The 20,378-nt window shown below is 66.0% G+C and carries 15 protein-coding genes and 1 pseudogene; 1 reads left to right on the forward strand and 15 read right to left on the reverse strand.

What is annotated here, in order from left to right; all coding sequences use genetic code 11:
* Positions 1–51: 51 nt before the first annotated feature.
* The 14 genes from BES08_RS27175 to BES08_RS27235 form a co-directional block, all read right to left on the reverse strand.
* The gene (locus tag BES08_RS27175; protein WP_231958501.1) at positions 52–1,335 is read right to left on the reverse strand and encodes a phospholipase A; all 1,284 of its coding nucleotides are present in this window, start codon (positions 1,333–1,335) and stop codon (positions 52–54) included.
* Positions 1,332–2,111 carry an enoyl-ACP reductase FabI gene (gene fabI / locus BES08_RS27180; protein WP_069709922.1) on the reverse strand — a complete coding sequence of 260 codons (780 nt, stop codon included), beginning with the start codon at positions 2,109–2,111 and terminating at the stop codon, positions 1,332–1,334. Before fabI ends, BES08_RS27175 begins: the two co-directional genes overlap by 4 nt.
* A complete protein-coding gene (locus tag BES08_RS27185) occupies positions 2,108–3,295 on the reverse strand; it encodes an acetate/propionate family kinase (RefSeq protein ID WP_069709923.1) in 1,188 nt (395 codons plus the stop codon). The genes fabI and BES08_RS27185 overlap by 4 nt, the downstream gene beginning before the upstream one ends.
* On the reverse strand, positions 3,292–4,692 hold the full coding sequence (locus BES08_RS27190; RefSeq protein WP_069709924.1) for a bifunctional enoyl-CoA hydratase/phosphate acetyltransferase: 1,401 nt from the start codon (positions 4,690–4,692) through the stop codon (positions 3,292–3,294). Before BES08_RS27190 ends, BES08_RS27185 begins: the two co-directional genes overlap by 4 nt.
* 1 nt (position 4,693) lies before the next feature.
* Positions 4,694–6,451, reverse strand: a complete 1,758-nt coding sequence (locus tag BES08_RS27195) for a PHA/PHB synthase family protein (protein ID WP_069709925.1) — start codon at positions 6,449–6,451, stop codon at positions 4,694–4,696.
* A gap of 169 nt (positions 6,452–6,620) precedes the next feature.
* The gene (locus tag BES08_RS27200) at positions 6,621–7,679 is read right to left on the reverse strand and encodes an ABC transporter permease (protein WP_083274927.1); all 1,059 of its coding nucleotides are present in this window, start codon (positions 7,677–7,679) and stop codon (positions 6,621–6,623) included.
* A gap of 63 nt (positions 7,680–7,742) precedes the next feature.
* Entirely contained in the window at positions 7,743–10,505 is a 2,763-nt protein-coding gene (rbbA, locus tag BES08_RS27205; protein ID WP_069709927.1) for a ribosome-associated ATPase/putative transporter RbbA, read from the reverse strand.
* On the reverse strand, positions 10,502–11,575 hold the full coding sequence (locus tag BES08_RS27210; RefSeq protein ID WP_069709928.1) for an HlyD family secretion protein: 1,074 nt from the start codon (positions 11,573–11,575) through the stop codon (positions 10,502–10,504). The genes rbbA and BES08_RS27210 overlap by 4 nt, the downstream gene beginning before the upstream one ends.
* Positions 11,572–12,984, reverse strand: a complete 1,413-nt coding sequence (locus BES08_RS27215; protein ID WP_069709929.1) for an efflux transporter outer membrane subunit — start codon at positions 12,982–12,984, stop codon at positions 11,572–11,574. The genes BES08_RS27210 and BES08_RS27215 overlap by 4 nt, the downstream gene beginning before the upstream one ends.
* A 143-nt stretch (positions 12,985–13,127) precedes the next feature.
* Complete coding sequence (locus tag BES08_RS27220) at positions 13,128–13,550, reverse strand: hypothetical protein (protein WP_069709930.1); 423 nt, start codon at positions 13,548–13,550, stop codon at positions 13,128–13,130.
* A 65-nt stretch (positions 13,551–13,615) separates the two neighbouring features.
* The gene (gene phbB, locus BES08_RS27225; protein WP_069709931.1) at positions 13,616–14,344 is read right to left on the reverse strand and encodes an acetoacetyl-CoA reductase; all 729 of its coding nucleotides are present in this window, start codon (positions 14,342–14,344) and stop codon (positions 13,616–13,618) included.
* Between the two features lie 422 nt (positions 14,345–14,766).
* Entirely contained in the window at positions 14,767–14,946 is a 180-nt protein-coding gene (locus BES08_RS33235) for a GMC oxidoreductase (protein ID WP_156799996.1), read from the reverse strand.
* A gap of 207 nt (positions 14,947–15,153) precedes the next feature.
* Positions 15,154–15,408 (reverse strand): FG-GAP repeat domain-containing protein, encoded by a 255-nt coding sequence (locus tag BES08_RS27230; protein WP_069709932.1) that lies wholly within the window; start codon positions 15,406–15,408, stop codon positions 15,154–15,156.
* Positions 15,409–15,438: 30 nt separating this feature from the next.
* On the reverse strand, positions 15,439–15,726 hold the full coding sequence (locus BES08_RS27235; protein WP_156799997.1) for a hypothetical protein: 288 nt from the start codon (positions 15,724–15,726) through the stop codon (positions 15,439–15,441).
* Positions 15,727–16,155: 429 nt separating this feature from the next.
* On the opposite strand from BES08_RS27235, the gene BES08_RS27240 reads away from it, so the two are divergent.
* Positions 16,156–16,695, forward strand: coding sequence for a transposase (locus tag BES08_RS27240; RefSeq protein ID WP_156799998.1), 540 nt, complete (start codon positions 16,156–16,158; stop codon positions 16,693–16,695).
* A 381-nt stretch (positions 16,696–17,076) separates the two neighbouring features.
* Here BES08_RS27240 and BES08_RS27245 read toward each other — a convergent pair.
* Positions 17,077–20,042, reverse strand: a pseudogene (locus BES08_RS27245) (Tn3 family transposase).
* Positions 20,043–20,378: the final 336 nt, after the last annotated feature.

Here is a 20,378-nt window from a genome sequence, read left to right on the forward strand (position 1 = left end):
CGCGTGCTCCCAGTGCTCCGGCGAGCCCGGGCCGGTGGTCCGGGGCGCCGGTCACCGCACCAGCGCCAGGCCGATCCTGAAGCGGGTCATCCGCTTGTCGTAGTCCAGCAGGTTCTCGCCGTAGCCGACGAAGCTCTGCCCGAAGAGATAGAAATCCGGTCCGCCCCCCAGCAGGCGGGCGAGGGGATAGGACACGTCGGCGTTGAGCGCGCCCTTGCCGCGGGAAAAGTTGAAGCGGGTCGTGGTGCTCAGGCGCCAGCCCTCGTCCTCGCCCAATTCGAGGAACAGGCCGGTGTTGCCGCGATAGCGGGCGATATCGGGATTGTCGCTGCGGTCGCCGACGTAGAACTGCAGCCGGGGCGCGACGGTGAGACGGAGCCTGCCGCCCAGCGGGATCGCGACCATCGGCGCGACATAGACGCTGTTGATGCTGCGCGAGGCGTCACCGTCCCGCCCGTTCGATTCGTGGCGGATGCCCGCCTGGCCGCTCAGGGTGATTCCGCTGGCGAAGCTGGCCGACGGGGTGATGTAGATCAGTTCGGGCTGGTAATCGATGTTGCGGAAGGGCGAGGATTGCGCGCCCAGGTCCCAGAACATGCGCTGGGTATAGGCAAAGTGCAGCCCGTCGCGCCAGGACCGGGGCAGGCCTTCGGTACGGCGCGATCCGAACAACAGGTACTTGAAGCTGAACTGGATGCGGGCCTCGCTGTCGGTGCCAGGGCCGTAGACGGCGTAGATCGGCTCGTGGGCGGACAGGTTGGCGACGAAGGCATTGCCCGCCGTCCGATCCGAAGGGGGCGGAGCGGCCACAGCCAGTTCGGCGGCATCCATTGGGGCATCCGCTGGGGCATCCATTGGGGTATCCACTGCGGCGACGCGCGGTGCGGTCGGCACCGCGCGCACGACGACCTGCTGGCGGCTCCAGGCGGGAATAGACAGCTTCAGTCCTTCCGGCGCGGCGAGGGGAGAGGACGGCAGGCGATATTGGGCCCGCGCGAAGCTGCCGGGGGCCACTTCGAGCCGGGCCGGGCTGGTTGCCGCGCGTTCGATCCAAACGGTCCCGCCGCCCGGTTCCAGGCGGGCCTCGATCCGATCGGGCAGGATCACGGGCTGCGGTGTTGCGGTGCCGTTGAGGAAGCGCAGGTCGACCAGCACCCGGCCGTCCGCGTCGAGCGCGCCGGCATCGCCGATGAGCGTCTCGACGGCGAGCGCGGTTTCCGGCTGCGGCGCGGGAGCGGCCAAGGCGGGGAGCGCCGGCAAGGCGAGGAAAGCCGGCAAGGCGAGGAAAGCCGGCAAGGCGAGGGCAGGCATGCAGCAGCGCAAGGCGTGGCTCATGCGAACAGGTGCTGCCCGCTGTCGACCGGGATCACGGTGCCGGTGATCCGCCGCGCCGCGTCGCTGACCAGGAAGGCGGCCAGTCCGCCGACGTCGTCGATGTCCACCAGTTGGCGTTGCGGCACTTGCGCGGCGGCGCGTTCCAGCAGTTCGTCGAAGCGGTCGATCCCGCTGGCCGCGCGCGTGGCGATCGGGCCGGGCGAGATGGCATGCGCGCGAATGCCCTTGCCGCCCAGTTCGGCGGCGACATAGCGCGTGGCGCTTTCCAGCGCCGCCTTGACCGGCCCCATGAGGTTGTAGTGCTCCACCACGCGCTCCGAACCGTAGAAGGTGACGCACAGCAGGCAGCCGCCATCGGTCATCAGCGGCTCGGCCAGCCGGGCCATGCGCAGGAAACTGTGGCACGACACGTCCATCGCCACCGCGAAACCTTCGGCCGAGGAATCCACGACGCGCCCGTGCAGGTCCTCCTTGGGCGCGAAGGCGATGGAATGGAGCAGGAAATCGATGCCGCCCCATTCGCGCCGGGCCCGTTCGAACAGTGCTTCGAGCTGCCCCGGCACCCGCACGTCGCAAGGCGCGGTCCATTCCACGCCCAGTTCCTCGGCCACCGGGGCGACCCACTTCTCGGCCTTGTCGTTGAGATAGGTCGCGGCGAGCCGGGCACCGCAGCGGGCGAAAGCCCGCGCGCAGCCGGCGGCGATGCTGGTGTCGTTGGCGATGCCGATGACGAGGCCGCGCTTGCCGGCCAAGTCTACCAGGGGGGCGTTGGTCATGCGTTCTCCTCGATCAGGCGCAGGGTGTGGAGCGCGATCATGCGTTCCTCGTCGGTGGGCACGACCCGCACGGTGATCCCGGCCCCCGGAGGCGATATGATCGGTCGATGTCGGGCATTCGCCGTTTCATCCACCGCAACGCCCGCCCATGCAAGGCCCTGGCATATCCGGGCGCGGATATCGGCATTGTTTTCGCCGATGCCGGCAGTGAAGACGATCCCGTCCAGCCCGCCGATCGAGGCGATCAGCCCCGCCATCTCGCGCGTCGCGCGCCATGCGAAAAGATCGATCGCCTCCCGCGCTTCGGGGGCGGAACTCTGCGACAGCGCGCGCATGTCGCTGGAGAGGCCCGAGACGCCCAGCAGCCCCGAGCGCTTGTAGAGCAGGTCCTCGACTTCGGCGGGGGAAAGACCGCAGCGCGTCTGGAGATGGAGCACGACGCCGGGATCGAGGCTGCCGCTGCGGGTGCCCATCATCAGCCCGTCGAGCGCGGTGAAGCCCATCGTCGTGTCCACGCTGCGGCCTGCGCGCATGGCGCACAGGCTGGCACCGTTGCCCAGGTGCGCGGCGATCACCCGCCCGGCCGCCATGGCCGGATCGACTTGCGCCAGTCGGGCCGCGACGTATTCGTAGGACAGGCCGTGAAAGCCGTAGCGGCGGATGCCCTCGTCGTGCAGTGCGCGGGGCAGGGCGAAGCGCGTCGCGACTTCGGGCCGGTCGTGATGGAACGCGGTGTCGAAGCAGGCGATCTGGGGCAGGTCCGGGCGCAGCGCGGCGATGGTGCGGATCGCCGACAGGTTGTGCGGCTGGTGCAGCGGGGCGAGCGGGGACAGCGCGTCGAGCGCATCGAGCAGGGCCGGATCGACACGGCGCGGCGCGGCGAAGGCGGTGCCGCCGTGGACGACGCGGTGCCCCACCGCGATCACCTCGTGGTCGCCCAGGTGATCGACGCCCCAGGCGAACAGGGTTTCGAGCAGCGCACCATGGTCGGGCGCGGCATCGGCGGGCCAGGTGCGATCGGCCACCACGACCCCGGCCGCATCGCGCGCGGTAAGCCTGGGCGCGGTGCCGATGCCTTCGATCTTGCCGCCCGCCGCCAGCACCGGGCCGCCCCGTGCGTCCAGCGTGTAAAGCGCGAACTTGATGCTCGACGAGCCCGAATTGAGGCTGACGACGGCCTTCATGCGGGCGCGGCCTGTGCCGTCCCGCGCACCAGCAGCACCGCGATCGCGCAGGAGGCGAGGCGGGTGCGCAGGCTGTCGGCACGGCTGGTGAGGATGATCGGCACGCGCGCCCCCAGCACCACGCCCGCCGCGTCCGCGCCGCCCAGGAAGGTGAGCTGCTTGGCCAGCATGTTGCCGGCTTCCAGATTGGGCACGACGAGTACGTCCGCCTTGCCCGCCACCGGAGAGGCGATGCCCTTCTCGCGCGCGGCGGCCTCGCTGATCGCGTTGTCGAAGGCCAGCGGCCCGTCGAGCAGGCCGCCGGTGATCTGGCCGCGATCCGCCATCTTGCACAGCGCGGCGGCGTCCAGCGTCGATGGCATGGCGGGATTCACCGTCTCCACCGCCGCCAGGATGGCGACGCGGGGAACCTCGATGCCGATCGCATGGGCCAGGTCGATGGCGTTGCGGATGATGTCCGCCTTTTCCGCCAGGGTCGGGGCGATGTTGATCGCGGCGTCGGTGATGATGAGCGGGTTGGGATGGTCGGGCACGTCCATCAGGTAGGCATGGCTGATGCGCCGCTCGGTGCGCAGGCCCGTGGCCGTGGCGACGACGGCACCGATCAGCTCGTCGGTATGCAGCGATCCCTTCATCAACAGCGCTGCCTCGCCCGCCCGCACCAGCGCGACCGCCTGCGCGGCCGAGGCATGGCTGTGCGCCACAGGGACGAGGCGGTAGGCGGAGATGTCCCTGTCGGCCTCGGCAGCGGCGGCGCGGATGCGCGGTTCGGGACCGATCAGGATCGGGTCGATCAGGTTCGCCTGCGCGGCGTCGACCACGGCGATGATCGCGGCGGCGCTGCAGGGGTGGGCCACGGCCGTCTTCACCGGCTCGCCCGCGCGGGTCCGTTCGATCAGGCGGCGATAGCCGTCATGGTCGGAGACGCGGATGTCGGGCAGGGCCATGCGCGCACGGCGGACCTTCTCGGTGGGCGCCTTCACTTCGGCCTCGCCGGTGATGACGTCCTTGCCGTCCTGGTTGACGCAGCGGCAGTCGAGCACGACGTGCCCGTGTTCGCGCTTCTCCCGGACCGTGACCGAGGTAGTGATGGTATCGCCCACCCCTACCGGCCGCACGAAGCGCAGCGACTGGTTGAGATAGATCGCGCCCGGTCCCGGCAGTTCGGTTCCCAGCACGGCGGAGATCAGGCCGCCGCCCCACATGCCATGCGCGATCACGCGCTGGAACATGTCCGTCGCGGCATATTCGGCATCGAGGTGCGCGGGGTTCACGTCGCCGGAGACGAGCGCGAAGAGCTGGATGTCCTCGGTCGTCAGCGTGCGGGTGGTGCTGGCGGTGTCTCCCACCCTCAGCTCGTCGTAAGTGCGGTTCTCGATCATCTCTGCGTCGTTCATGTCAGTGCTCCAGCACATAGGAGCCGGGGGCGGCCATCAGCGCGGCATAGCCCTTGTCCGGCGCGCCGACCGGCGGCGGGGCGACCGGGGTGCCCGAACGGGCATCGAGCCATGCGCCCCATTCGGTCCACCAGCTTCCCTCCTTGCGCTCGGCGCGTTCGCGCCATTCCTCTGGGTCATAGGCGGTGCCGCCAGCCTCGCGCGCCAGCACCGCATAGCGTCGTCCCTTGTGCCCCGGTTCGGAGACGATGCCCGCATTGTGGCCCCCGCTGGTCAGCACGAAGCGGATTTCGGCCGGCGAAAGCATGTGGATCTTGTGGACCGACCGCCAGGGCGCGACATGGTCGCGCTCGGTCCCGACCGCGAAGATCGGCAGGCGCAGGGCGGAAAGCGAGATGGTGCTGCCCTCGACCTTGTACTTGCCCTCGGCCAGGTCGTCCTCCAGGAACAGGCGGCGCAGGTACTGGCTGTGCATCGCATAGGGCATCCGGGTGCCATCGGCGTTCCAGGCCATCAGGTCGTTCAGCGGCGCGCGCTCGCCCATCAGGTACGTGTTGAGCACCCGCGACCAGACCAGGTCGTTGGACTTGAGGATCTGGAACGCGCCGCCCATCTGCGCGCTGTCGAGGTAGCCCCGGCTCCACATCATGTTTTCGAGCACGTTGAGCTGGGCCTCGTCGATGAACAGGCCAAGCTCGCCGGGCTCGCTGAACTCGGTCTGCGCGGCCAGCAGGGTCATGCTGGCGAGCCGGTCGTCGCCGTCGCGCGCCATGGCCGCCGCCGCGATCGAAAGCAGCGTTCCGCCCAGGCAATAGCCGGCGGCGTGGATCGCCCCCGCCCCGGTGATCGCCCCGATCGCATCGAGCGCCGCCATCGGGCCGAGCCCGCGATAGTCCTCCATGTCGAGGTTGCGATCGCCGCCGCCGGGGTTGAGCCACGAGATCATGAAGACCGTGTAGCCCTGCCCGGTCAGCCATTTCACCAGCGAGTTCTGGGGCGACAGGTCGAGGATATAGAACTTCATGATCCAGGCGGGCACGATCAGCACCGGCTCGGGACGGACCTTGTCGGTCGTCGGTTCGTACTGGATCAGCTCGATCAGGCGATTGCGGTAGACCACCTTGCCGGGTGCCGTCGCAACCGTTTCGCCCACGACGAAGGCGTCGGTGCCGATCGGCGGAGTGCCGCGCACTGCCTGCTGGATGTCCTCGAACAGGCGGTGGAACCCTTCGACCAGGCACTGGCCGCCGGTTTCGAAGATGCGCTGCTGCAGGACGGGGTTGGTGGCGAGGAAGTTGCCCGGCGCCAGCGTGTCGAGCAACTGGCGGGCGGCGAATTCCACCATGTCCTCATGATGCTTGGTTATCCCGCCGATGCCGGTGGTCGCGGCGTGCCACCACTGCTGGTTGAGCAGGAAGGCCTGGACGAACAGGTTGAACGGCGCCGCGCGCCAGGCCGGATCGGCGAAGCGCTGGTCCTGGGGCAGCGGCGCGATCGCCGGTTCTGCGTCGGGATCGCTGGCGCTGCGCACCGCGTAGTCGGCCAGGCGCATGACCTTGCGGCCGGTCTTGGCGGCGAGTTGCAGTTGCTTGCCCGGCGAGAACGCCAGGTGGATCGCCCAGTCGGACCAGGCCTGCATCAGCGTGGCCGGGGACAGCCCATGCGTGATCTGCGCCAGCGCGGCGATCGCGGCGCGGTCGAGGGTTTCGGCGATGCCGTCGAGCGGATCGGGTGCTTGCTGCGTGGGGGAAGCAGTCATTGGCCATACTCCAGGCGGATGATGGGAGGGAAGGGCGCGGCCCTCGCGTTACAGCCTGGCGAGGATCGCCACGAAGATGAACACGAGCAGGCCGAAGGCGACGAACGCGACCGTGAGGACGTCGAGCGATCGCAGAAAGCGGGTGATGATCTTCATGTCCGTGGCTCCGTCATCCCATCGCGCCGATCGTCCTGCGGAAGCGCGCAAGGGCGATGGCGAAGAAAAAGCCGCCAATGACGACCAGCGCCAGCAACTGCGGCCACACCACGTCGAGCCCGGCGCCGCGATAGAGGATTGCCTGCGCCATCTTGACGAAGTGGGTGGTGGGCGCGGCGAGCATCAGTTGCTGCACGATTTCGGGCATGCTCTCGCGCGGGGTCATGCCGCCCGACAGCAGTTGCAGCGGCAACAGCACCAGCATCAGCAACAGGCCGAACTGCGGCATGGAGCGTGCGATCGTGCCCATGAAGATGCCCATCGAGGTTGTCGCGAACAGGTGCAGGGCGGCCCCTGCCAGGAACAGCGGGATCGACCCTTCGATCGGCACCTGCAGGATACCCTGGATCACTCCCGTCAGCGCGAAGGCGCAGGCCACGAGGACGACGACGCCCATCGACCACACCTTGCTGGCCATGATCTCGAACGGGGTGACCGGCATGACCAGCAGGTGCTCGATGGTGCCGTGCTCGCGCTCGCGGATGAGCGCTGCGCCGGTCAGCACGATCGACAGCATCGTAACGTTGTTGATGATCTCCATGACCGAGCCGAACCAGCTCTGCGCCAGGGTGGGATTGAAGCGTGCGCGCAGGGCGAGGTCGACCGGCGGCACCGTGGCCTTACGGGTGCCGCGCATGAATTCGCTGACTTCGCCCTGGACGATCTGCTGGATGTAGCTGCTGCCGGTGAAGGCCTGGCTCATGCGTGTGGCATCGACGTTGAGCTGGACACTGGGCTGGCGGCCGGCCAGCACGTCGCGCTGGAAGTCGGGCGGGATGTCCAGCGCGAAGGTATAGTCGCCCGCGTCCATGCCCGCGTCGGCCTCGCCCAGGCCGGTCATGGCGGGCGCGGTGAAGTGCGGGGGATAGAAGGCCCCGGCGATGCGGTTGGCCAGCGGCGACTGGTCCTCGTCGACGATTGCGATCGGCGCCTTGTGCAGCGTTTCGGGCATGCTCGACGCGGCGACGTAGATGCCCAGCGAAAAGGCATAGGCGATGAGCAGCAGCATCATCGGATCGCGCCACAGGCTGCGCAGTTCCTTGACGCCCAGGTTGAGGATGTTGGCGAGCACGGGTCAGCCCTCCTGCTTCTTGAGCAGCAGGGTGCAGGTGCCCAGCAGCACCGGCACCGCCAGCCCCAGCGCCAGCAGCGCCGGCCCTAGGTCGGCGAAGCCCAGCCCCTTGGAGAAGACGCCCCGGCAGATCGTCACGAAGTGAGTGGTGGGGAAGATCGTGCCGATGATCTTGCCGCTGCCTTCCAGCGAAGACACCGGGTTGATAAGCCCCGAAAACTGCACGGCGGGCAGGATCGTGCCGATGGCGGTGGCGAAGATCGCGGCGATCTGGCTGCGCATGAAGATCGAGAACAGCAGGCCCAGTGCCGTCGCGCACAGGACGTAGAGCACCGCGCCGAGGGTCATCGCGGCGATGCTGCCGGTGATCGGCACGCCGAAGGGCAGCACTGCCAGCAGCACCAGCAGCACGTAGTTCAGCAAGGCCAGCGCGACATAGGGCAACTGCTTGCCCAGCAGGAACTCGATCCGGCTGATCGGGGTCACGTAGAAGTTGATGATCGAGCCCAGTTCCTTCTCGCGCACCACGCTGAGCGCGGTGAGCATGGCGGGCAGCAGCAGCAGCAGGACCGGGATCACCGCCGGCGCGATGGCCACCAGGCTCTTGACGTCGGGGTTGTAGCGAAATCGCGTCTCCACCGTGACCAGCCCTGCGGCTGGCCGTGCGCCCAGTTCCTGCACGGCCATGTCGCCGAGCCATTGGGCGTGCATCGCCTGGATATAGCCCTGCACGGTTTCGGCCCGCTGGGGCATGGCACCGTCCATCCAGACGCCGATCTGCACCGGGTCGCCGCGTCGCAGGTCGCGCGCGAAGCCAGGCGGCAATTCGACGGCGAGGCTCAGTTCGCCCGAGCGCATCCGCTTGTCGAGCTGGGCATAGTCGGTGATCGGCGGACGTTCGATGAAATAGCGCGATCCCGAAAGGTTCAGTGCGTAGTTCTGGCTGGTCGATGTGCCGTCACGGTCGAGCACCGCGAAAGGCAGGTCCTCGACGTCCATGCTGATGCCGTAGCCCATGATGAACATCAGGATCACGCTGCCCAGCAGCGCCAGCGTAGCGCGGATGGGATCGCGGCGTAGCTCCAGCGCCTCGCGCCGGGAATAGCTGAGCATCCGCCGGGTGCTGAAACCGCGCCGGGGCTGGTGGCCGGGATCGGGAGCGGGAGGCGCTTCCCGGGCGGTCTGCGTCGCGGGGGCCGGGCGCTGTTCACCGACGGCATCCTCCAGGTAGGCGATGAACGCCTCTTCCAGGGTGGCGCTGCCGCGCTGCCGCACGATGCCTGCGGGGGTATCGCTGACCAGCACTTTGCCTGCGTGCATCAGCGAGATACGGTCGCAGCGCTCCGCCTCGTTCATGAAGTGGGTCGAGATGAAGATCGTCACCCGGTCGTTTCGCGACAGGTCGATCATCATTTGCCAGAACTGGTCGCGCGCGATCGGATCGACGCCTGAGGTCGGCTCGTCGAGGATCAGCATATCGGGCTTGTGGATCATCGCCACCGCGAGCGAGAGGCGCTGACGCTGGCCGAGCGGCAACCCATCGGGCAGTGCGTCCATGATGTCCGCCAGGCCGAAGCGCTGGGCCATTTCCGTCACGCGGTCCTCGATCCGGGGCGCCGGAACGTGGAACAGGCGGGCGTGAAGCTCCAGGTTCTGCCGCACGCTCAGTTCGGAGTAGAGCGAGAACGCCTGGCTCATGTAGCCCACCCGTTGCCGGGTGGCCATGTCTTCGTTCTCCACCTCGCGGCCGAACAGCCAGGCCTGCCCCTCGCTGGCCTTTAGCAGGCCGGTGAGCATCTTCATGGTGGTCGACTTGCCGCAGCCGTTGGAGCCGAGGAACCCGAAAATCTCGCCACGCTCGATGCGAAAGTCGACGTGGTCGACGGCGGTGAAGTCTCCGAAGCGCATGGTGAGGCCCTTCGCCTCGATCGCCACGTCGTCGTCCACGTCCTGCCTAGGCGGGATGGAAACCGCCTTGTGCCCGCGCCGCCGGTCTTCGGGCAGGAGCGCGATGAACGCCTTTTCCAGCGTCTGTTCGCCGGTCTTCTCGTAGAAATCCCCGGTCGTGCCCGTCGCCAGGACTTTCCCGGCGTCTATCGCGACCAGCCAGTCGAAGCGCTCGGCTTCCTCCATGTAGGCGGTGGCGACCAGTACGCTCATTTGCGGGCGATCGGCGCGGATGCGGTCGATCAGGTCCCAGAACTGGGCGCGAGACAGCGGATCCACGCCGGTTGTCGGCTCGTCCAGCAGCAGGAAGTCGGGATCGTGGATCAGCGCGCAGCACAGGCCCAGCTTCTGCTTCATCCCGCCCGACAGCTTGCCGGCCGGCCGGTCGCGGAAAGGGGCGAGGCCGGTCGCTTCCAGCAGGTCGGTGATGCGCCGCGCGCGCTCCGCACCGTCCTGCCCGAACAGGCGGCCGAAGAACTCCAGGTTCTCCACCACCGACAGCGTGGGATAGAGGTTCTTGCCCAGCCCCTGCGGCATATAGGCGATGCGCGGGCAGACCGCTTCGCGGTGGCGACGTTCGGCCATATCGCCGTCCAGCACCTCGACGCGCCCCTCCTGGATCACGCGGGCACCGGCGATGAGCGAGAAGAGGCTGGACTTGCCGACCCCGTCCGGCCCGATCAGCGCCACCATGCGCCGGGCCGGGATGACGAGGTCGACGCCGTCGAGCGCGCGGGTCCGGCCATAGGACTGGACCACGCCGGTCAGCCGGGCCGCCGCTTGCCCGGAATCGTCGATCTGCGGCGGGGAGGGGGTCATCGCGCGACATTCACCATGAGATTGGCAGGCCACTCGATCCTGGGATCGATGCGCACGTAGGCCATGCCGGGCAGCCCGGTCTTGACTTGCGCGATGTGCTTGTCGAGCAGCGCCGGATCGATCCGCGCCTTGACGCGGAACATCAGCTTCTGGCGCTCATTCTCGGTTTCGACGGTCTTGGGCGTGAACTGCGCGACGTCCGCCACGAACGAGACCTTGGCGGGGATGACATAGCCCGAGGCGGCATCCAGGACGATCCGCACGTCGCTGCCCAGCGCCACGCGGCCGGCCACCGTTTCGGGCAGGAAGAACGTCATGTAGACGTCCGACAGGTTGACCAGGTTGAGCACGCGCCCGCCGCCGGCCACCACTTCGCCGGGCTGGGCGACGCGGTACTGGACCCGCCCGGCGCGCGGCGCCTTGAGCGCGCTGTCGGCGATGTCGGCATCCAGCCTGCGGATCGTCGCGCGGACGGCGTCGACGTTCGAGCGCGCGCCGATCACTTGGCTGCGGGCGGTGCCGATGGCGGCGTCCACGGCGGCAAGCTGCGCGCGCGAGGCTTCCAGCGAGGCCGCCGTACCTTCTACGCGGGCCTGGTCGTCGTCGCGCTCCTGCACCGGGGTCGCGCCTTCGCGCGCCAGAGTCTCGGAGCGCCCGAGGCGCTTGCGCGCGGCGTTCAGTTCGGCCTCGCGCTGGCGCACGCCGGCCATCGCGGCGGCGCGTTCGCTCTGGCGCTGGGAGACCTGGCTTTCGGCGATCTGGATCGCGTTGACCGCTTGCTGCAACTGCGCCTCGGCTTCCTGGCGCTGCGCGTTCAGGACATCGACATCCATGTGGGCGACCACTTGTCCCGCCTTCACGAAATCGCCCTCTTCGGCGACGATATCGAGGATGCGGCCCGGCGACTTGGCGGAAACGTCGATTTCCACCGCCTCGATCCGGCCGTTCCCGCCGATGATCCCTTCGGGCAGGCCACCCGGCTTGAAGGTCTGCCACAGCAGGAATCCACCCAGCAGCACCACCGCGGCGATGCCCCCGCGTGCGAGCCAGCGTCGGTCGATCGTCTTCATCGTGTCTGTTCCCCCTCGGGACGGGTATTGTCCTGCGGCGCGGCGTCATCGGCGAAGCCCCCGCCGAGCGCTGCGTAAAGCGCGACCGCGCTGGCGAAATGGGCGCGCCGCAACTGGACCAGCGCCTGTTCGGTCTCGAACAGGTCGCGCTGGGCGTCGAGCACTTCCAGATAGGCGGAACGGCCGTAGTCGAAGCGCAATTGCGCAAGGCGCGCGCGTTCCTGCAGGGCGTCGAGCATCTGGCTCATGCTGCCGATCTGCAGCGCCAACTTGCGGCGGCGCACCAATGCATCGGAAACGTCGCGGAAGGCGCCCTGGATCGTGCGTTCGTAATCGGCCACGGCGATTTCGCGGCGGGCCTTGGCCAGGTCCAGGTTGGCCGCGTTACGTCCGCCGTTGAAGATCGGCAGGGTGATCGTCGGGGTGAACGACCAGACGCGGCTGCTGCTCTCGAATAGGCCGTCAAGTTCGGTGCTCGCGGTGCCGAACGCACCGGTGAGATTGATGTTGGGCAGGAACGCCGCGCGCGCCGCGCCGATGTTGGCGTCGGCCGCGCGCAAGGCGTGCTCGGCGGCCAGCACGTCGGGGCGGTGGACCAGCAGGTCCGATGGCAGCCCCGCCGGCAGGTATGCCTCGGACGTGGCTTCCGCGAGCCCCACCGGGCCGGGCGTGATCGTCACCGGCGCGCCGACCAGCAGCGCCAGCGCGTTGCGGTTGATCGCGCGGTCCTGGCCCAGGGCTTGCTGCGCCGTCTGCGCCTGCGCGAGCAGGGTCTGCGCCTGCGTCATTTCCAGCTTCGAGCCCGCGCCCGTCTCATAGCGGCGACGCATGATCCGCAGCGAATCCTCGCGCGTGGCGATCGTGCGGTCGGCGAGGGCGAGGCGTTCCTCGTATTCGCGTTCCAGCAGGTAGCCGTTGGCGACCTGGGCGACCAGGCCCGTGGCGACGGCGCGCCTCGCCTCCTCGCTTGCCAGGAACTGCCAGCGAGCGGCATCGCGCAAGTTGCGCAGCCGGCCCCAGAAGTCGATCTCCCAACCGGCGCTCAACTGCGCCGAGAGTTGCCTGGCCTCGAATGTGCCGGCATTTCCGGGCAGGTTGATGAACGAATCCCCGCGCGTTCCGGTGCCCACTGCATCGAGCTGCGGATAGAGCGGCGCGCCCTGGATGCGATAGGCGGCGCGCGTTTCGGCAACCCGGCCGGCGGCAACCCGCAAGTCGCGATTGTGATCGAGCGCCTGCGCGATCAGGGTTCGAAGCTGGGGCTCGGGAAAGAAATCGTGCCATCCGATGCGCGCGATCGAGGGCCCTCTGGCGATCACTTCGCCATAGGCCGGCGGCACCGGCGGCTCGGGCGTGACATGCGCCGGAGCGAACGAACAGGCATCCAGTAGCAGTACGACCGGCAGCATGGCCAGCCACGGTGCACCTGGGGGCCCGATATTCGCATGTCTCACATGGTTTCTCCGCGCCGATGGATATGACCGGCCCCCGCTCGGCGGGTGGCGGGGGCCGGTCGGCCCGAGGAAGGGTGCGACCCTCAGGCTTTCGGGGCTCAGGCTTTCGGGGGTGTCTTCGCGGCGCCGCTCGTCGCGGGTGCCTTGGCGGGCGCGGCGGCGCCCTTCAGCCAAGGCGATGTGGCGCGTTCGAAGTAGGCGGCGAATTGGCTGGCGTCGCTCGTCTGCGCGAAAGCGGCGGCCCATGCGGCCTGCCATTCCTCGAAGGCCTGACGGGTGCCGGCAAGGGCTTCGTCGCGGTACGCTTCGAGGCCGGCCAGGGTTTCCCTGGCGGACGCGTCGCTGAACTTCGGGAACTTGCCCGGTTCCAGCCCCTTGAACTGCCCGAGGGCATCGGTGAACGACTTGCGGCCGATCTCGGCGCATTGGGTGCCGCCCGTCCGGGCGATTTCGGCAAGCGCGAGGGCAAGCTGGCCGTTGGCCCTGGCGAGGGTGACGAACTGTTCGATGGGGTATGTCATGGCGGCGTCCTTTCTGGAAGAATGGCGCAGGCTGTCCCGGGGGGCTGGGCAGGCGGCGCCGGGTTTCAGCCGTTGGCGATGTACTGGCCGCCGTTGACGGTCAGCACCGAGCCCGTGCAAAAGGCTGCCCTGGGAGAGGCGAGATAAGTGACGGTCTGCGCGATCTCGTCGGGATCGGCGAGGCGACCCACCGGAATTTCGGCGATGATCGCGGCGCGCACGGCTTCAGGCACGGCGGCGACCATTTCGGTGTCGGCATAGCCGGGGCAGACCGCGTTGACGGTTATCCCGCGCGCGGCGGTCTCGCGCGCCAGCGCCTTGGTGAAGCCGATGACCCCGGCCTTGGCGGCGGAGTAGTTGACCTGGCCCGATTGCCCCTTCTGCCCGTTGATCGAGGAGATGTTGATGATGCGCCCCGAGCGCCGCTCGCGCATGCCTTCGATGACCGCGCGGGTCATCGTGAACATGGAATCGAGATTGGTGGCGAGCACCGCGCGCCATTGCGCCAGGTCCATCTTGTGGAACATGCTGTCGCGGGTGATGCCGGCATTGTTGACCAGGATCGAGACCGGCCCGATCTGCTGCTCGACCCTGGCGATCCCTTGATAGCACGACGTTTCGTCGGCTACATCCCAGCGGAATACGGGAATCTGGGTGTCGCGGGTAAAGCGCCCGGCGGCTTCTTCGTTGCCATGGTAGGTCGCCGCGACCGCATAGCCGTCGTTCTTCAGGGCGCGGCATATGGCCGACCCGATACCACGCGTTCCACCGCTTACCAATGCGACAACCGCCATTATTCCAATGCCTCAGGATGCAGTATGTTCGGTCAGTCCATCGCCGGAAGCCTCTTCGCGGGACATACGTATGTTTACGGATAAGTTGTGTTTACGGAGAGGTTGTCGCCATTTCGCGGCGTGACCGATGATCTCGCCTCACGTGGGTCTATGGCTGGGACCCACCCGTCGATCGTCGGATGGAGCGTGAATGCGAACCTCGAGAACACGCTGGGACAGAAGATAGAACCAGGTGCATGGCCTGCATCGCAGGACTTTGGCAGTTCGCGCAAGCCCATGGGTCTCAAGGCCAAGATCGACGCGTTGCGGACAGGCTTCAACCAGACCCGCCTCACCTGTCCTTGGGGGGCACGACGTCTGCCGAATTTACTGCTTCGGGCGGGGTTGCCCCCGCCCGTCCAGAACTCCGACTGGTCAATGGGTCATTGGCCGACGCGTTGATCGAGTATAAGTTCTGCCGCGCGCCACGCGAAGGCCATGCAGGGACCGTTGATATTGCCCGAGATCGCCGTAGGTATCCATACACAATCGACTACCCGCAACCCGTCGATGCCATGGACGCGCAGGCGCGCATCGACCACTCCCTCACCTTCGCAGCCCATCCGGCAGGTCCCCGTACCATGCAGGCCGGTGCTGAGCAGCCAGTTGCTGCGTCTTCGATCGCGGCGTCGCTATCGTCCGCATCGCCGGGCACTGTCTTCTCTCCTATATAGGGGCGCAGGCCGTCCTGTCGGGCGAAGATCGCCGTTAAGGTCGGCCACCTCTGCATGCTCGCTGTCGTGCGCCACCTTGCCAAAGGCGCCTTTCCGTCAAGTCAGCTGGCCGTGCCCGTCGTTGAGGTAGAGCTGGTTCACGCCATATTCCACGGCGACCGCGACATCGAGGTCGCCGTCCCTATCGAAATCGACGAAGGCGGCATCGAGCGCGTGAAGCCAGGGCGCAAGCGGCACGTTTACGCGCGTTGCGTCGGTATACTCGCTGGAGGGTTTTTCCTGAGCTGCCGCGGCGTGAAGCGAGGCGAAGCTGGCGCAGGTTAACAGGACGTAGCGGAAAGTGCGGATCATCGGGTAACTCCGTGGATTGACGGCGGAGGATCAGGGAGCCTTGAATTCGCCGATATAGAGGCCGCCTTTGCCAGCAATCTCGGGACTGGTGCGCGGATCGACGACATAGGCGATGCGCATGCCATCAGGGGCGATGACCGATTGCCGGGCGGTGGCTCCGAATTCGCCCATGTCGGCCAAACGGCGCGCCGGCGCGGATCCATCGATGCGGACGATGGACAGATCAAAAGGGCGGTCGAAGCCTTTATTGCGACCGTGCGGTGCATAATCGGCAAGCTCGGCAGGAGTCGGCAACGGTAGTGACGCCCGTTTCGCCATGAACGTTATGAAATTTGCCGGATGGCTACTGATGCCGCGCCACTTGCCGAAGGGGTGGGAGGCGCGGTTGGCCTCCTCGAGGCATAGCGCTCGTCGGCGAAGATCTAAGTCTCGGTATGCGCAGGGTCCTCGTAGAGAGGTGTTACAACACCCAGAGTCCGCACTCGAGCCTTGCCGGCCACCCCGGTCCAGGCCTATCGCCGGATCGGTCAATCAGATCATGGGGGGCATGAAAGACAACCGGGATTAGCTTAACTCAGCCGCCAAACTGGCCAAGAAGGCGCCACCACCTCAGTGCTTAGGTGGCACTATGTAATCACCACGCAGTCAAAAGCTTTCGGATGCCTATTATGAGACCTGTGCGCGGGTGGGCGTAGACATGGGTGTCAGTTATTGATTCTATAGGCTTTCTAAGCAGGAGAGCTGCCGATGGCGCGTCGTTCGATTGGGCAGGAGCAATTGGGATTTGCTGGCCGAGAGCATGCCGCTTCTTCGCTGGACGCGCTTGCCTCGCTGATCGACTGGAGCGCCGTGGATGCGCTTCTCAATCCCCTCTATCCTGCCTCCAAAGGTGAGCCTGCCTGGCCGCCGCTTGCCATGCTCAAGGCACTCCTTGTGTCTATCTGGTACGATCTGTCGGATGTGAAGCTGGCCGAGGCGCTCGACGATCGCGCCTCCTTTCGTCGGTTCTGCGAATTCGCTGCGAACGAGGCCACACCCGAACGGACGGCCTTCGTCAGATTCCGACGACTGCATGTTGCACACAAGCTCGATCGAACTCTGTTCGAAGTTGTGACTTTGCAGCTCAGATCGAAGGCGGTGACGGTCAAGACCGGCACGCTGGTCGATGCGACCATCATCGCGTCGGCCAGCGAGAGTGACGGTGATGCACGCTGGGTGAAGCACAAAGGAAAGCGCGCCGTTCACGCTTCAAGGCCCATGTCGGCGCCGATGCCGATACGGCGCTGATCGAGGAGATCTCGGTCACCTCGCCCAACATCAACGACGGCAAGGCAGGTCCTGGAGCGTTGCCCGACAATCTTGGCGAGGTGTTTGCCGATAGCCGCCTACCGCGGCGCGCAATTTCGTGATGCCGTGCGGGCGAAGGGCGGCATCCCCTGACCTGCCCCCCGGCGGTCCCTCGCTCATAACGAGAGTCTTGCGGTTGAATATTCCGGCACGCTCGCCTGCACAAGCGCGTCGGGCGTGATGCTATCGTCCTGCACGAACGTCCGACGCGCTTGTGCAGGCGTTCGATTTCCCAGCGATGAGTGGGGCCGAACATGGTTGTAGGCCTCACCTCAAGATTTGTTCGCCAGACAACGCTAAGCTGGACATACTGAGAACATCCTAGGCGACGAGCCGAAGTCTGCCGTTCGGGTCGTGGAGTGCTCGGTACCCGCGGTTGCCGCTGAAAGATGCATCTTCCCAAAGGTAGTCACCTGTGAGGCCGATATGCGACCAACCCAGAGGTGAGACGTGCGCTAGCAGTGTTTCGTCGATCTCAATTCCCGAGTACCGCAGGTGATCGGCGGCCCGGCCGAGATAGAGGGCATTCCAGTATGCAATGGCGGCGATGAGCAAGTTGAGCCCAGATGCGCGGTATTGCTGGTTCTCAAGAGTTCGATCGGTGAACCGGCCCTGGCGGTTGGTGTAGACGGCGTCTGCCAGAGCGTGCCGGGCCTCTCCCTTGTTCAATCCGGCTTGGCAGGCGCGGCGCAAATCCGGCTGTTCCAGCCAGTCGAGCGTGAACAACGTCCGCTCGATGCGGCCAAGTTCGCGAAGGGCAAGGTCAAGCTTGTTCTGCCGGCGATAGGCGGAAAGCTTGCGCAGGATGATAGATGGAGCAACAGTTCCTTCCCGAATTGAGGCGGCCATTCGGACGAGATCATCCCACTCTGCCTCAATGGTGCCGACCTTGATCGCCTGGCCGAACAGACATTCGATGCCTTTGTAGTTTGCACCGGATACGATGGTTCCGAGCCGCCGGTCTGCAAGATCACGCATTCGAGGGACGAAACGGAACCCGAGCAGGTGGCACAGGCCAAAGACGTGATCCGACGCACCGCCGGTATCGGTATACAGCTCCTTCAGTGGCAATTCGCGGGCCCCTAGCATCAGGCCGTCGAGCACGTATGGGGCTTCGTTTGCGGTGGCAGACATGATGCGCGAACTGAACGAGGCAAAATGGTCGGAAAGGTGCGAGTAAATTTTGATACCTGGCTCGTGACCGTATTTTGCGTTGATCTCGGCTGCGCCCGATCGGATCCGGCCGGTGCGGAAGAACTGGCCGTCGGATGATGCACTGACACCTTCGCCCCAGTTTCGCGCGAACGGGAGGCGGTGATGTTCGCACACAATCTGGGCCAGAGCAGCCTCGTAGTTCTCGGGCGAGATATACCAGTTTTGGGTCCAGGCGAGCTGCGCATATGTGACGCCCTGGCTGGCGTTGGCCATGCGTTCGACGCCGAGATTCGTACCATCCGCCAGAATGGCGGCGAGCACGGCAGCGGGCTTATCGTGCTCCTTGCCCGAGCGGACATCCCGAAATGCAAAGAGAAATCCGGTACGTTCAGCGACTTCGAGCAGGAGTTCGGTAATTCGGACGCGCGGGAGTAGGGCATCGAGTTTGCGGTCAAGAGCTTCCGCTTCTGGTGGAGTCGCCGCTTGCAGCGGAACGACTTTCAGCTTTTCGCGAACGAGCGTCACGCCAGGCAAGCGGCCGGTCCGCAGCTGATGCGCGAAGTGACGCAATCGCCGATCAAGTTCGGCGCTCTTATGAGCCAGATATTCTCCGGAATTCACGTTGATCGGCAGTTCGGAGATTGCCGATTGTGCGGCCTTGCGGGGGAGCAGATAGGCGTCGAAACGCTGGTAAGCCCGCGTTCCTTCGACCCAGACATCGCCCGCTCGCAGTTTATCTCGAAGTGTCGCCAGCACGGCCGTCTCGTAGCGCGGACGGCTGACCTTTCCTCCCTCCATTATCAATTTGGACCAATGCCGATTGGAAAAGGGCATCGGCGGGTTTGCTGGCAACTGCGTACCCCAACTGCCGTTGGCCTGCTTGAGGAGATCGAGAGCGGAGAGCAGGTTGGTCCCGCTGCCCGAGGCCTTGAACGTGAATGTGTCGAGGAAGTTGCGGGAGAACCGGCGCAGTGTAGCGTATCGCTCGGTTGCAAGAACCAGAGTGTCCTCCCGAGATCCGCCAAGGCATCGACGTGCGGACGGGCTGCCATCAGGCGATGCCAGCCCACCATCTCATCGACCAGGACCAGCGGATCGCCGCCAGTTTCCTCTGCCATATCCAGCGCCGCGATCGTTGCACCAAACAGTCGCATGAGCTTGCCGACCGAAGGTGCTGTGTCCTGATAGCGGCGTTCCTGGCTACGCTTGGCTCGGGTGAACAGCCCGCCAATGAGGCGCTCGAACATCAGGATTGCGGCATCTGCAAGCTTGACCTCGAGATTGACGACCGCGGCTGCCAGCGTCGCTCTGCGGCGATTGTGGGAATAGTCGGCCAACAGAAACGGCGGAGCGACGCTGCCCTCGCGCACGAATTGGCCAAAGCGGAAGCCCGTGGTTGCTAGGCTGATTGCCGGTTCAATCCCGAGATCACGTATGAACCGCAGCCGCTTGAGAAGCGCATTCATGTTCTTGGTTGACGGAGATCCGGGCATATCCCGCAACCAAGCCAGCGGCGTCATACCAAGGGCTGGGTCATTGATCAGGAGTGCGTCGAGCAACTCCAATGTACTGCCGCCCAGTTCGGCGACGATTTCCGATGCTGCGCGCTTACGAGCGCGTGCTCTCCCGGCAAGCCCGGCCCGCTCGAGGGTGTCGGGCAGGGGCAGAATAAAGCGCTCCGCCTTCAGGTTATCCATCAAGGATCTGGCAATTGTTTCTCCGCGGTCACTGCGCATGGCTGCACGGGCTGCAAGTTCAATAGCGTGGGCAACATCCGCGCGTGTGAACGGCCTAAGACCGAGGTAATCAGCGGCAATTGAGCTGTGGTCGGTTCGCGTTTGCGGACGTTGGCCATAGGCACCGTATGTGCCCGGAGCGACGCCAAGCTGCGCAGACAGGTAGTTGAGTATAGCATCGGGGATGTCCGAGTTCGTGCGCAGCCCAAACCCAGGATGCCGCAGTAAGGCAAGGTGAGCAGCAATACCGAGCCGATTAACGGGGCCTCGTCGCTTTCCGATGATATCCAGGTCTTCGACCGTCAGCGTGTAGTTCCTGATGATCGAGAAGTGGTCGGTTCTTGGTAGGAATAGCCGCTCGCGCTCTTCCCGCGTCAGTAAATTGCGCCGCGCCATGTTGTACCCCGCCTGAGTCGGAATGACCCCCAATCGGTCAGGCTAGACCCGCGCAATGGGGCAGGCATGCAAAAAGGTTATTGCAGAGTTTCAGAGACATCTCCGGCTTAGCGTTGTCTGGCGAACGAACCTTGAGGTGCCCCCAAGCACAAGACCAGACGAAAGCGCGAGGGAGCCTATCACGACCCTGAGCTGTACGAGTGCTTCGGCCTCGTACCTCTGGCGAGCTTGGCCGCAGCCCGCCGTGGGTGAAGGCGTGATATCTTGTCCGAGAGCCGGATGCGGGAGATCTGCACGTCCGGTTCGATGAGCAGGGAGTGGAAACGGATCGTCTGG

The sequence above is a fragment of the Novosphingobium resinovorum genome (assembly GCF_001742225.1).
In the GTDB taxonomy this organism is placed as follows: domain Bacteria; phylum Pseudomonadota; class Alphaproteobacteria; order Sphingomonadales; family Sphingomonadaceae; genus Novosphingobium; species Novosphingobium resinovorum_A.